The organism is Desulfovibrio sp. SGI.169 (assembly GCF_050313595.1).
GTDB lineage: Bacteria > Desulfobacterota > Desulfovibrionia > Desulfovibrionales > Desulfovibrionaceae > Desulfovibrio.
In genome coordinates this window covers 16,905-29,777 of record NZ_JBNPLS010000004.1, presented here as the reverse complement: position 1 = coordinate 29,777, position 12,873 = coordinate 16,905, and the positions used below count along the sequence as shown (strand labels likewise).

General features: G+C 50.6%; 11 protein-coding genes and 1 tRNA gene. 8 read left to right on the top strand and 4 right to left on the bottom strand.

Features of this window, described 5'->3' with window-relative positions:
- The first annotated feature begins 2 nt into the window (after positions 1–2).
- From ACQRA4_RS03290 to ACQRA4_RS03255, 8 genes are all read left to right on the top strand, one after another.
- Positions 3–959 carry an FkbM family methyltransferase gene (locus ACQRA4_RS03290; protein ID WP_427821652.1) on the top strand — a complete coding sequence of 319 codons (957 nt, stop codon included), beginning with the start codon at positions 3–5 and terminating at the stop codon, positions 957–959.
- 498 nt (positions 960–1,457) lie between these two features.
- Positions 1,458–3,320: a TIGR04326 family surface carbohydrate biosynthesis protein gene (locus ACQRA4_RS03285; RefSeq protein WP_427821651.1), complete on the top strand. Its 1,863-nt coding sequence runs from the start codon at positions 1,458–1,460 to the stop codon at positions 3,318–3,320.
- A 16-nt stretch (positions 3,321–3,336) separates the two neighbouring features.
- A complete protein-coding gene (locus tag ACQRA4_RS03280; protein WP_427821650.1) occupies positions 3,337–4,431 on the top strand; it encodes a glycosyltransferase family 2 protein in 1,095 nt (364 codons plus the stop codon).
- Positions 4,428–5,663 (top strand): glycosyltransferase family 4 protein, encoded by a 1,236-nt coding sequence (locus ACQRA4_RS03275; RefSeq protein WP_427821649.1) that lies wholly within the window; start codon positions 4,428–4,430, stop codon positions 5,661–5,663. The genes ACQRA4_RS03280 and ACQRA4_RS03275 overlap by 4 nt, the downstream gene beginning before the upstream one ends.
- A gap of 2 nt (positions 5,664–5,665) precedes the next feature.
- Positions 5,666–6,625 carry a hypothetical protein gene (locus tag ACQRA4_RS03270; RefSeq protein WP_427821648.1) on the top strand — a complete coding sequence of 320 codons (960 nt, stop codon included), beginning with the start codon at positions 5,666–5,668 and terminating at the stop codon, positions 6,623–6,625.
- A 5-nt stretch (positions 6,626–6,630) separates the two neighbouring features.
- A complete protein-coding gene (locus tag ACQRA4_RS03265; protein WP_427821647.1) occupies positions 6,631–7,890 on the top strand; it encodes a glycosyltransferase in 1,260 nt (419 codons plus the stop codon).
- Between the two features lie 10 nt (positions 7,891–7,900).
- Complete coding sequence (locus ACQRA4_RS03260) at positions 7,901–8,734, top strand: glycosyltransferase (protein ID WP_427821646.1); 834 nt, start codon at positions 7,901–7,903, stop codon at positions 8,732–8,734.
- 51 nt (positions 8,735–8,785) lie between these two features.
- The gene (locus ACQRA4_RS03255; RefSeq protein ID WP_427821645.1) at positions 8,786–9,841 is read left to right on the top strand and encodes a glycosyltransferase family 2 protein; all 1,056 of its coding nucleotides are present in this window, start codon (positions 8,786–8,788) and stop codon (positions 9,839–9,841) included.
- A gap of 145 nt (positions 9,842–9,986) precedes the next feature.
- On the opposite strand, the gene ACQRA4_RS03250 is transcribed toward ACQRA4_RS03255, so the two are convergent.
- From ACQRA4_RS03250 to ACQRA4_RS03235, 4 genes are all read right to left on the bottom strand, one after another.
- A tRNA-Lys gene (locus ACQRA4_RS03250) sits at positions 9,987–10,062 on the bottom strand.
- Between the two features lie 157 nt (positions 10,063–10,219).
- A complete protein-coding gene (locus tag ACQRA4_RS03245; protein ID WP_427821766.1) occupies positions 10,220–11,176 on the bottom strand; it encodes an SPFH domain-containing protein in 957 nt (318 codons plus the stop codon).
- 72 nt (positions 11,177–11,248) lie between these two features.
- On the bottom strand, positions 11,249–11,716 hold the full coding sequence (locus ACQRA4_RS03240) for an NfeD family protein (protein WP_427821644.1): 468 nt from the start codon (positions 11,714–11,716) through the stop codon (positions 11,249–11,251).
- A 27-nt stretch (positions 11,717–11,743) separates the two neighbouring features.
- Positions 11,744–12,724: a hypothetical protein gene (locus ACQRA4_RS03235; RefSeq protein WP_427821643.1), complete on the bottom strand. Its 981-nt coding sequence runs from the start codon at positions 12,722–12,724 to the stop codon at positions 11,744–11,746.
- Positions 12,725–12,873 lie beyond the last annotated feature (149 nt).

Sequence of the window (12,873 nt, the reverse complement as noted above, 5' to 3'; positions counted from 1 at the left end):
ACATGAAGATCAAAAATATTCTTAACCCTGCTTCTTATTATAGAAGACTAAAAAAAATCGCTGCAAGCTGTGCTGTTTATGCGGCGCTTTATCTCCACCGGCTTGCCCAGTGGCTGGCACAAAAAAATTTGACGTGGGGCATTGCGGCATTGCCTCAGCGTAAAAATTATATTGAAGCATCAATGCTGCCCATTGCCGGCTGTCAACTGCGCGAAGTCCCTGGCGAAGAGGCTTCCCTCTATTTTTACGTTACGAACCCTCTTACCGCTTTCCGGGTGGAAACATTCTACACTAAAGAGCCAGAGACTTTGCAATGGATTGAAGGCTTTTCTGATAATGAGGTGCTTTGGGATATCGGCGCCAATATAGGATTGTACTCTGTATATGCCGCAAAAAAACGGAATGCGAAAGTATATGCATTTGAACCATCCGTTTTTAACTTGGCATTATTGGCAAAAAATATTCATGCTAACAAATTGACTCGTAATATAACAGTAGTTCCATTAGCGCTTTCAAGAGATTCTAAGAGCGCGCTTTTTAAAATTGGCGGAGATGATGGTGTGGCCGAAGGCGGCGCCTGTTCCAGCTTTGATGCCGACTTTGATTTTTCAGGAAATCCCTTCAAGACTGATTTTAGTTATCAAACCGCAGGCATAACCGGAGATGCTCTTTGTTCTCTGAATATAGCGCCCGAGCCAAATTATATTAAACTTGATGTTGATGGAATAGAGCATTATATCCTCGCGGGCTTACAGTGTACTCTGAAAAAAGATACTGTTAAAAGTATTCTTGTTGAGTGCAATGATGCCTTTTGCGAGCAGGCGAGTGGAATAGCCAATATGCTTGCAGCGAATGGGTTTGCCTTGTCAATCAAAACTCATTCTGAGATGTTTGACAACGGAGGGGTATATTCAAAAACATATAATCAAATATGGATTAGAGAGAGGCATAATCGTTAATTTAGCATTCTGCCCTTGTAGCCGGCAGTATTTATTCAGAAAGAAAAGGTTTTGAAAGAACTCCCAAGCTATTCAAATGTTCTTTCATTGGGCTGTGGGATGAGATCTCCTGAATATAAAATGCTACCTTTATTTCGTGCACACGAGTTGAATTTATATTGCTGTGATCCACAGTTTTATTTTTAAAAAAAGTATATTGATCCCTCTTGTTGTTTATCTGGTTCTGTTCAGAAAAGTATTTTGAAAGATGTTAAATTTGATTTAATCTATTTATGGGCTGTCGACCATGCTTTAGCAAACCATCAATAAAGACTTATGAAAAATTATCAGAAGTATTTAAGCATGTTAATAAGGATTCAGAAATTCAATTCTGGGGCTGGAGCAGAACAGTTGATGAAATCTTAAAGCTATGCCTCCAGTCTGGCTTGCAATTGAAAGAGTATGGATCATTTGAAAATATCAAAAATTTATATATCAAGCTAGGGTTATAATCAGCTCATGGATCAACTGAAAAAAATTATCCTAATTGATGATGAAAGCAAGGATGTGCCATTTGATGAAAATACTTTGTTGTGGAGTCGTTTTTCTGAAACCGCCAATGAGCGAAGCATTCTTGATGTTGAAGAGCAATTTTTTCTGGCAACGCGTGCGGAATTTCTGGAATTTATAGAAAACACTGGTCGGGCTGAGATAAATGGCGGCATGTTGCGAGACATTCTCCGCTTGAAGGATGGATTTTCTTTCTGGTGGCTTACCAATATCTTTGAGCGTCATCCCAGCTTTTATGGGGGGCGGCTTTTTGAAATTTTCAAGCTCAGGGCGTTTGAGCGTTATATGGAGGATAAGCCAGGCGTACAGGTGGCTTTGCGCTCAAAGAACAAGGAACTTGCCCAAGCCCTGCAACAGTGGTGTGATAGGACGAATCGTGTTTTTGAATGGCGGCGGGTGGAAGCTGCTGAAGATTTGCGGCCCCTCTTCTGGCGGCGCGTCAAAAAATCTATAAAAAATACCTGGCCTTGGCGTGCCCTGCAACTGGTTTTGGCGCTGAAGCGCTGGTGGGGCGGCATTCGGAGGTTATATCCGCATAAACCGCGCGTATTGCGGCGCCGAGGTATTTTGGTGGGGACATGGTTTCCCAATTTTGATGCTCAAGAGGCTATGGCTGGGAAATATCGGTCGCGATATTGGGAAGATGCTCACAGGCTTTTGGATGAAACAGGCAAATATGTTCACTGGTTTTGGATCAATGCTAACCCGCCTGAGAAAGTCGCTGCCTCTGTATCGCAACGAGAAGAATTCAGGCTTCATGATAAAAAGTCACAGGATTTTACATTTTGGGAAGAATGTGTAACGCCCTTGATGGCTATAAAGGCGCTTGTTCAATCATGGATTTTAACCAGAAAGTACAGAGGCATATTCCATTCCTTGCCGGAGCTGTGTCGATGGCCCAACTCTGCCTTTAATTTTAAGCCGTTGTTGCAACCTGTTTGGCTTGGATCCCTCTCCGGTTTTGGTTTACTGCGGAACCTGTTATTGTACCATGCTGTTAAATATTATTGTTCATCTATTGGGGCTCAGGATGTTTGTGTGACATCCACTGAGCTCCAGTTTTGGGAACGACTTTTATTTAAATTTTCTCGAGAAAATGGAACATCTTCCGTCCTAGGCGCTGTTCATACGCGCATTTCTCCCGCTGATTTTCGTTATTTTATTGCTCCACGGGCATGGCGCGACAAAGAATTTCTTGAGCTTATGCCAGACAAGATTCTGGCGAACGGTACGGCCGCCTTGCAGGCATTGAGCTCTAGCGGCGTTCCACAGGAGCGTATAGGAGCGGTTGAAGCATTGCGCTTTATGCATCTCACTGAAGCTAAATGTAACTCACCAATGAAGCCACAAAGAATTTTAGTTGCTACATCTTACTATACTGAAAATAATGAAGTTATGTTAAAGACGCTTGCTTTGGCGCAGCAGCGGGAGAATTTGCCTATTTTGAATAACATATATATTAAACCTCACCCTATTTGTCCTGTAGAAAATCTTTTAGAAAAATATTTTAATGAAGCGCCTCGGCAAGTATTTGGCCGAATAGAAGATTTTTTGACTGAAGGAACGATAGTTTATACGGACTCCTCTACATCAGTCGCGCAACTTGCGCTTTATAGAAGTCTGCCATTAATTGTACACGCGCCAGAAAATAATTTTGACCTTGGTTCTTTGAGTGATATTGATAATATTTCATTCGTTAAAAATAGTCAGCAATTTTTGCAGAGTGTAAAGGCGTGTTCTATTATTCAGATACAGAAGGATTATTTCTATCTTGACAGAGATTTTCCCAGATGGCGACGTATTTTGCGCTGAATAAATGAGGGTTTCCATGAATTTTGCTGATACAAAAAAGTTTCCTGTAGTCTCTGTTGTTATGAGCGTGCGCAATGGAATGCCGTATCTGCATGATGCGATGACTTCCATATTAAGCCAGTCATTGCGGAATTTTGAAATAATTATTTTGGATAACGCGTCCACTGATGCGTCAGTTGAATGTATTAAGAGCTTTAATGATTCACGCATTCATTTGATTAAAAATGAAAAAGATATAGGGCTTTCAGCCTCATTGAATCGAGGTTTTTCGCTTGCGAAAGGGAAGTATATTGCCAGAATGGATGCGGATGATATCTCTCTGCCACAGAGATTGGAGCTTCAAGTTGCTTTTCTGGAAGCGCATCCTGATATTGGCTTATGTGGCGGCGCGTATGAGGTATTTGGCATATGGAATGGCGTGTGCCATCCTCCGCTGCATGCATCTGATATTTTGGCGAATGTTTTTTTTCAGACTCCTTTTGCTCATCCCGCGGTCATGTACAGAAAAGAGATGTGGGATAGAAATCATTTGAAATATGATGAATCACTTGTTTTGACTCAGGATTATAAAATGTGGTGTGAAGTTTGCTTTTTTTTTAAAGAAAAAACGGCCAATCTTTCAGAGGTGATCCTGAAATATCGCTTGCATGAAAACAACGAAACTCAATCTAAGGTGGATAGGCTTAACCATGAAATGAGTTCATGCTATAAGGAAATATTGACTTCTTTATGCCGTAAAGCTGGAATGTCTTCTAGCGATGCTGATAATTATGTTTCTGAGAATATTCTCTGGCACGAAATGCTTTCACAAAGAAAAAAGATCGGTTCATTACGCGAATTGAAAATGTCTGGCTATTGGATGGAAAAACTTCAAAATATTTATATGGCGTCAGGATGTCAATGTCCGAATTTATTTCAAAAAGCGCTGTATCAACGCTGGATTGCTTGTTGTAAAAGTTTATTCCCCAAAAAGATTGGCGCAATTTTCATATTTTACTTTTTTGTTAGAAAAATACACGTTCATGGGATAATAATCGAAACAACAAAAATTTTTCTTTCAGATTTTTTTCAAGCCATTATAGGCAAACTAAAAAAGAGTCTGCGGAGATGAAAAAAACTAAGCCTCGTATTGCAATCCTTTCTCCATCATGTCCTCCCTTAGGGGCGGGGGGCGTGAGTTCGGCTCACTTCAATCTTGCGTTGACGCTAAAAGAGAAGGGCTACCCTATTATTCTTGCTACTTTTGGCGATCAAACATCAGGTCGCTGCGAGGCGGGTTTTATTTATCGCTTCGGAACCCCCTGGTTTCTGAAAAAAATATTGCAGATTTTACTTTCGCGATTCTTCAGGTGGAAAGAACCGGGAACGCTGTCTTTCCAGACTTGCGATATTTTAAATTCTCAGTGGGGCGCATGGCGTTGCCGGCGAGTATTGAAAAGTTTCAGGCCCGACATAGTGATCTTTCCAGATCGCGGATGTCCAGGCCTCAGCACAGACAAGGTTGGACGGGAAAAAACCATATTTATCTGTCACCATAATCCGGCCAGGTTCACCAGCCCTCTTCTTTTTCACATGCCTCTGTCAAGGCGGGATATAAAATATGCGGTGATGCTGGAAAAGAAAAGTCTGAAGGGGGTGGATTGCGTTATCTGTCCATCATCTTATATGGCGGGTTTTTTTAAAAAATCGCATGATTATAAGGGCCCTCTGCATGTTGTGCCTAATATTTTGAATAATAAGCTGCTGGATGATGTTATCCCCGCCTCGGTTGCAGAAAAGCTTGGCATGCCAACAGACTCTCCGGTGGTGTACATTCCGTCAGGCGGCAACAGCGTCAAGGGGGGGAGATATCTATTTGAAATTATACGACGTATCGCGCATGTCAAGCCTGGGTGTCTGTTTTATGTATCAGGCGCGCAAGATATTGTAACCTTGTATGAACTTCAGGCCCAGGGGCTTGATGAACGTGTTTTCTGGCCTGGGCATGTAGATTATGTGCAGAACCTTGCCTATGTGGCTTCCTGCACGCTTTGCCTATCTCCCACGCTTGCTGAAAGCTTTGGCATGGCCCTGCTTGAGGCGAATTATCTGGGTTTGCCCGCCGTTGCGTTTGATGTGGGCGGCAATGCTGATATTATTCAAAATGGGGAAAATGGTTATTTGGTTCCCTTGCTGGACATTGATTCTCTGATAGAAAAAACAATATTTTTACTGCATGTTCAAAATGCCGAATTACTGCGGCGAATGTCAAAATGCGGTTTAAATTCCGCCAGAGCTGTGGGATCAAATTTCAGTGTGGAAAATTACGAAAGGATTTTTGAAAATCTGATTCAGGGGAAGTAAGCGTGTTTATTGCGCCTGTTGCTGTTTTTGCTTTTAATCGTCCAGACCACTTGCTGAAAGTATTGACGGCTTTAGCGGCCAATGATTTGGCAAAAAAAAGTGATGTGACAATTTTTTGTGATGGCCCCCGCCATGATGAGGAAAAAAAGGCGACGGACAGCGTGCGCGCGCTTGCGCATTCGGCCCGAGGGTTTGCCTCGGTGCATGTTGTGGAGCGCCAGCGCAATATGGGCTGCGCCGCTTCGATTATTGACGGGCTCACGCAGATGTTCGCGGCGCATGAGCGGCTTATTGTCGTGGAGGATGATATTCTGTGCTCCCCGCATACGCTCAAATTTCTGAATGCGGGTTTGGACTTTTATGCGAATGATTCAAGGGTGTTTGATATTTCCGCATGGTCGCCGCCCCCATCGCTGTTCAAAGTTCCCGGGGATTACCCGCATGACGTGTATGCCATCCCCCGTTTTAACTGTTGGGGGTGGGCTTCATGGCGGAATCGTTTTCAGAATATTGACTGGGCGGTTGCCGATTATAGAGATTTCAGGGCATCGTCGGCCATGCGAAAAGCCTTTGACGCCGGGGGCGGGGATATGAGCGCCATGCTGGATGCGCAAATGGAGGGAAAGATAGATTCTTGGGCCATTCGGGCTGACTATGCGCGCTTCAAACAAGGGCAATTCGGAATCAACCCCGTCAAATCATACACGACGAATATTGGGATGGAAAGCGGCACTCATTGTGCGGAGTCAACTGGAAAATTTGATAATGATATTGCGGCCGCTTTGCAGAAAATAGAATTTGTTCCGAATATCATATTTGATAAAAAAATCATAAAGGGATATAGATGCGTTTACTCCAGCTTGCCGGATAATATTTTTTATAGTGTTGGCATGCGCATATACCGGCGTTTACCAAATACTGTCAAGAAGTTAGTGAAGTTTTTATGGAGGTTTTGTAAATAGAAACTATGAAGCTGTTGCAAGTTAATACTCTTGATGCACAAGGTGGCGCTGCTATCGCGGCCCACCGCTTGTATACCGCACTGGGCCGGCAACCTGGCGTTACATCCCTGATGGGGGTGATGGAAAAAAAAGGTGATGCCAGCGCCATACATGTCCTGAAGCGCAGTCCCTCGCGGATAAAGCAAAAATTGTTGGACAAATGCGGTAGTGCGCTTCTCAAATGGGCTAATCCTGATGGCAGGGCCTTTTTTTCAGCCTATCTGTTTCCAGGGGCCGTTGCGCGCTCTATCTCTAATCTGCGTCCTGATATAATTCATCTGCACTGGATATCAAATAATTTTATCAGTCCATTGACTTTGGAGCGAATCGCTGCGCTGAATCGTCCTGTTGTATGGACACTTCATGATACATGGCCTTTTACCGGTGGATGCCATTATTTTGGAAGCTGCCGGCAATGGTTGGCCCAGTGCGCGCATTGCCCTGTCTTGCAACGGCGTTTTCCTTATAATCTTGCAAAATTGCTGTGGAAGAGCAAACGCAGGGCTTATGCTCGGCTCAAACCGGTTTTGGTTGCTTTGAGCAGACAGTTTTTCGATGCTGTCAAACGCAGCTCATTGTTGAGCCCATATCGCGTGGAGATGTTGCCTAATCCGATCGACGCCGCGGTCTTCCGGCCTGTGCCGAGGCGTCTTGCGCGGCAACTGCTTGGCTTGGCGCCCGAGACCAGGTACATCCTCTTTGGCGCGTGTTCCGCTGTGGCGGACAAGAGAAAAGGCTACGATTTGCTTGCCGCGGCGCTGAACGCCTTGCCTTCTGCCAGTCGTGAAAATACCTGCTGCCTGGTTTTTGGGGCTTCCCACGGCGAAAGCAGCCCGCCGCTTCCCCTTCCCACGCGTTTTCTGGGCGTTTTGCATGATGAAATTGCTCTCGCCCTGGCCTATTCCGCGGCGGATGTTTTTGTCTGCCCCTCGCGTGAGGAAAGTTTTTCCAACACGACTCTCGAATCCCTTGCCTGCGGCACGCCGGTGGCCGCCTTTGCGGTGGGCGGCATTCCTGATATGGTTGAACATCAGGTCAGCGGCATGCTTGCGGCCCCGCATGATCCTCATGAGCTTGCGGAATGCATCGCGTATATACTGGCGCGGGACGACCGCCGGCGGCGCATGGGCGAGGCCGCCCGTGAGAAAGTGGCGCGGCAGTATGATATGCCCGTCGTGGCCAAGAAGTATATGGCTCTGTATGAAGAGCTTCTGAACAGACAGTGAGTGCGTGACCATGCCGTTCTTTTCTGTTGTCACCGCCACCTATAACGCGGCTGCGACCTTGCCGCGTCTTCTGGATTCCCTGGCCGCACAGACGTGCCGTGATTTTAACTGGATAGTGCAGGACGGCGCCTCCACGGACGCGACTATGCAGATAGTGGAAAGCTATCGCGCCCGCTTGCCCGCGGTGCTGGCTGAAAGCGCAGAGGACAGCGGCATTTACAGCGCGTGGAACAGGGCACTGGACAGAGCCGGGGAACAGCTTGGGCAATGGGTGCTTTTTCTGGGAGGGGATGACCTCTTGGCCGCAAACGACACGCTTGAAAGAGTCCGGCGGTTTTTGCTGCCGCAGCCGGAATATTTGCTGTTTTGCGGCGGACATTTGGAAGAATTCCATGATGACCCCATGCGCGGCGCAACGATTTTTTTTGATCTCAACTTTGCGCTTCGTCGTATGCGCTATGGCATGTCATTTCTTCATCCCGCATTGTTTCATGCCCAAAAATTGTTCTGCAGCGAGCGATTTTCAGAAAAATACGCCATTTCCAGCGACTATGAATTTCTTCTGCGAATGCGGTCACAACGAAAAAATTATATTGTTTTTGATGGGGTTGTAACAAAAATGTCGCAATTTGGCATAAGCCGGACAAACAAAAGGACAGCGGATGCTGAATCCGATTTAATCAGAAAACAATATTTCCCCATATTTTATTATGTCGTGAAATTCTTTTGGTGGTTGAAAGCCCAGCTTGGCAGAACAACCTTGGGGGGGCTGTTTTGGAAAAGGATTTCAGACATGCGGGAGGCCGCGGTTCGCTGTCTGGACAAGATTCTGAATCGTTCCTGACCGTCAGGCGGCGCCCCTGCTGTTTTTTACTGTAACGCCATTGAGATGCTTATGTCTGTCGAGCTTTTTGCCTCCTGCCTGGCGCGTCGCCTTGGTTCATTGCCTTTGGTCAGCTTTATTATTCCCCATTACAACAACGAGCTGTTTTTGCCGGCCGCGGTGGCTTCGTGCGTCGCCAGCTACCCCGGCCCCCGCCAGATCATTGTGGTGGATGACGGCTCCACCTCGCCCCGGACTGATGCGGCGCTTGGACTGTTAGAACGAGAATACAGGGATGTGGAAATCATCCGGCAAGCTAACAAGCGTCTCCCTGGCGCGCGCAATACGGGGCTGAGGGCAGCGCGCGGAGCGTATATAAAATTTTTGGATGCGGACGATCTGCTTGCCCCGCATACCGTGCTGTATCAGCTAGCTCATTTACTTGCCACAAACGCGGATATTTCTCTCTGCGAATGGCTGCGGATGGACGAAACCGGCAGTCTGCTTGAACGCCCTTCGAATTTTTTGTCCCATGAATCAGGGTTCACTCTGCGGGATTTTCTCTTGCGTTGGGAACGAGAGCTATCCTTTCCGATACATTCGGCCCTGTTGCGTGTGGGGCGGCATGCGTTGCCTTTTTTTGATGAAGGTTTTTTCGGCAAGGAGGATTGGGTATTCTGGAGTGAGCTGTCAGCTGAGAAACTTCAATGGGCTGTGTTGGCGTATCCTGGGGCGCTATACCGGCAGCATAAAAATTCCATGACCTGTTGCCAGCGGGAGCGTATGGCGCAGGAATTTTTGAACGCATCAGAGTTGTTGCAAAAACGCTATATTGGCATATACCCAGAAATGATTGATGCGCATCAGAAGCACTATGACTTCATGTATGGCTCAGAAGCCCGGTCAACGCCAACCTTGCGGGCGCAGCTGACCAAGGTATGCCATATCGCACGGCTGGATGGCCCCTTGGCGGCCCTGCTTTCTCTTGTGCAATTTCTGTGGCGCAAGCTCGGCTTATCGGGGCGCTGGTGGCCGCGTCGACTGCCCTCGGCCGGGCATCTGGCCTTGCGCAGGCATGACCCCGCGCGACGATTACAGGCGGCCTTGACCGCTAAAACGCCGCGTTGAACAAGGGGAGAGCGCTGATGCGAAAGTTAGCCCAATAAGGGGCTATGCCCATAGCCCTGTGAGACCACGCCGGACTGTCTGTTTCAAGAAAAGCGAAGCCCCGCGTGGCTTTTGGGGCTTCGCGGGACTTTGTGAGAAGAAAACTTGGTGGGTCGTGCGGGGATCGAACCTGCGACTCTCTGCTTAAAAGGCAGATACTCTACCTACTGAGTTAACGACCCGTTGCGGGGAGTACCATAGCCGCTCGCGCGCGGGCTGTCAAGCCAGCGCCCCCTGCGAAAGCGGGGCAATCGCCTGAAGGCATCGGGAGGCGGGGGCCGCGCGAAGGGCGCATAAAGAAAAGCGTCATCTCAAGCCGTCCGTTTCTTGCGCGTCTTTTCAGCGTTCGTCGGTCTTGCGCCCGGCGGACAGGCCGTGACCCGGCTTGATGATTTTGGTCATGGCGGCCACCATGCCGGCGGCGTCGGCCACATCGGCGGGAATGATCATGCTGTTGCCCGTTTGGGCCAGCTTGCCGAACTCGGCAATATAGGCTTCAGCCAGGCGAAGCTGGGCGGCGGCCACGCCGTCGTTGCCCAACTGGCCGCCCACAATGCGCAGGCCCTCAGCCGTGGCTGTGGCCACAGTGCGAATCTGGGCGGCCTCGCCTTCGGCCTGGTTGATCATGGCCTGCTTCTGCCCTTCGGACTGGGCGATGGCGGCAGCCTTGGCGCCTTCGGCCCGGTTGATCTGCGACTGCATCTCGCCCTCGGATTCGGCAATGGTGGCGCGCTTTTCGCGCTCGGCGCGCATCTGCTTTTCCATGGCTTCCATCACCGTGGCCGGGGGCGTGATGTCCCGGATTTCGTAGCGCAGCACTTTCACGCCCCAGGGCGCGGTGGCCGCGTCCAGCGCCTCCACCACTTCCTGGTTGATGCGGGTGCGTTCCTCAAAGGTCTTGTCCAGTTCCAGCTTGCCGATGACCGAGCGCAGCGAGGTCTGGGCCAGCTGGATGGCGCCCCATTCGTAGTCGGAAATGCCGTAGGCGGACTTCTCCGGCGTGATGACCTGAAGGTAGAGCACGCCGTCAATGTCCACGCTGACGTTGTCGCGGGTGATGCAGGTCTGCTTGGGCACGTCCAGCACCTGCTCCTTGAGGCTGCGCTTGTAGGCGGTCACGTCCACAAAGGGCAGCAGCAGGTGAAAGCCCGCATAGAGCACCTTGTGGAATTTGCCCAGACGCTCCACCACGTAGGCCGACTGGTTGGGCACCACCACGGCGGTTTTGACCAGCACAATGATGACCAGCGCGGCCAGCAGAAACAGCCAGCCCAACTGACCCATTTGGGAAAGCATATTCATGTGTCCTCCACATCCGGCCTGCGCGCGGTACGCCGCCGGGCGGCGGCCCGGGATGCTTGTTGCGTGTTATTCCGCGGCGTCCACGCGCAGCAGCAGCGCGTCGCCGGGGCGCGCGCCGAGCACGCGCACCGCGCGCCCCGCGTGAATTTCCGTTTCCGCCACGGCCCGCCAGAAGCTGCCGTCAATGCTCACTTCGCCCACTTCGCCGGGGCGCAGCGTCTTGCTGACCACACCCACGCGGCCCGTCAGCGGGTGGTCTGGCGCATGGCCGCCCTGAGCGTCGGCGTCGGCGTCGGCGGCGCGGCGCGCCCGGCCGCCAAAGACGGCCCGCAGATGGCGGCGCAGCAGAAGCAGGGTGAGCAGGGAAACAAGAATGAACAGCACAAGCTGCCAGTCCGGGGGAATATCCAGCAGCGCGGCGCAAGCCGTGACCCAGGCCCCGGCGCTGAAAAAAATCAGCACCAGGGTCGGGGCCATCAGCTCCACAAACAGAAAAACAAGACCCAGCAGAAACCAGAGCAGGGGCGCGCTCATGCCGAGCCTCCGAACGCGCCGTGCGCGCTATTGCTGCGGACCCTGGTCAATATCAATGATGCGCGCCTGCAACCAGACATAGGCATCCACTTCCTGCCCCTTTTCCGGCTCAAAGTCGCCCAGCGTCATCTGGGAGACGTAGAGCGCAAGGCGCATGGGCTCGCGGGTTTCAAAGGGAAAGCTCAGGTACAGGATTTTGAGCGGCATTTTTTCCAGCCGGCAGTCCTGCACCTCTTCAATGACGGCGCGCAACTGGTATTCGCAGAAACGGCGGCCCGGCATGATCAGATGGCGACCCGCCACCTCGACCTTGAGCGGCGGCACGTCCAGCCTGGCCTTGCCGGGGTTTTCGGCCAGCCATGCCTCGGCATACGCCTCAAAACGCGGCCCCTGGGTGATGGTCACCTCGTCCAGCAGCGCCTTGCGCAGTCCGTAGGCCAGGCCGGCCAGCAAAAAGGTGTGGGTGACGCCGGGGGTGAGGTCGTCATGATCGCGCCCGTAGAGCGGGTCAAAGAACCACATGGGGTTCTTGCCCTCGATCATGCTCACGGCCACATTGGCGCCCAGGCCGCTTTCCCAGGGGTGCACCTTTTCCACGGTGAGGTCATTGGGCAGACCTTCCAGCAGGGGCGCCACGCTGACAGGAACCAGCTTGCCGCCCTCTTCTCCGGCCATCAGCACCGAGGCGCGCGCGGGCTGGTCCTTGGGCCAGGCCATCAGCACATGATCCCTGCCGCCGCGCTTCCACTGCCAAGCTGGGCGCGTGCCGCCCGCGTGCAGCACCGTGCCGGCCACCTGCGGCATGATTGCCGCCGGGTTCTGGCCGGTGAGCACGGCCCAGGCGTCGCCCAGACCTTCAAAATGGGTGCGGTTTTTGCCCTGAAGCATGGCTCTGGTTTCTTCAGTGCCGTGCTCCCGCGCGTCGGGATTCGTGTCGTCGGCCCGGGCCACCTTGACAAACTGCTCGCCGGCGGCTTCGGGCGGAGTTTCCTTGCTTTTTTTGGGCATGCGAAAAATCCCCGTCTGTTCTCTGTCCGGCCCGTCGTTCCCCCGCGGGGAGAGCGCGACGGGCCGGGGTGCATGTATCTAATGTCTGATCGCAAAAATTCCGCGCGGAATTCCACGAAGAATTTTTGCGGGGTCGTTCGCGAAAAAAC

What these genes read in the sequence shown, in the direction of transcription:
- ACQRA4_RS03285 (WP_427821651.1), top strand. Translation starts at nt 1,458, where the DNA reads ATGGATCAACTGAAAAAAATTATCCTAATTGATGATGAAAGCAAGGAT.
- ACQRA4_RS03275 (WP_427821649.1), top strand. Translation starts at nt 4,428, where the DNA reads ATGAAAAAAACTAAGCCTCGTATTGCAATCCTTTCTCCATCATGTCCT.
- ACQRA4_RS03245 (WP_427821766.1), bottom strand. Translation starts at nt 11,176, where the DNA reads ATGCTTTCCCAAATGGGTCAGTTGGGCTGGCTGTTTCTGCTGGCCGCG.
- ACQRA4_RS03260 (WP_427821646.1), top strand. Translation starts at nt 7,901, where the DNA reads ATGCCGTTCTTTTCTGTTGTCACCGCCACCTATAACGCGGCTGCGACC.
- ACQRA4_RS03290 (WP_427821652.1), top strand. Translation starts at nt 3, where the DNA reads ATGAAGATCAAAAATATTCTTAACCCTGCTTCTTATTATAGAAGACTA.
- ACQRA4_RS03235 (WP_427821643.1), bottom strand. Translation starts at nt 12,724, where the DNA reads ATGCCCAAAAAAAGCAAGGAAACTCCGCCCGAAGCCGCCGGCGAGCAG.
- ACQRA4_RS03265 (WP_427821647.1), top strand. Translation starts at nt 6,631, where the DNA reads ATGAAGCTGTTGCAAGTTAATACTCTTGATGCACAAGGTGGCGCTGCT.
- ACQRA4_RS03240 (WP_427821644.1), bottom strand. Translation starts at nt 11,716, where the DNA reads ATGAGCGCGCCCCTGCTCTGGTTTCTGCTGGGTCTTGTTTTTCTGTTT.
- ACQRA4_RS03280 (WP_427821650.1), top strand. Translation starts at nt 3,337, where the DNA reads ATGAATTTTGCTGATACAAAAAAGTTTCCTGTAGTCTCTGTTGTTATG.
- ACQRA4_RS03255 (WP_427821645.1), top strand. Translation starts at nt 8,786, where the DNA reads ATGTCTGTCGAGCTTTTTGCCTCCTGCCTGGCGCGTCGCCTTGGTTCA.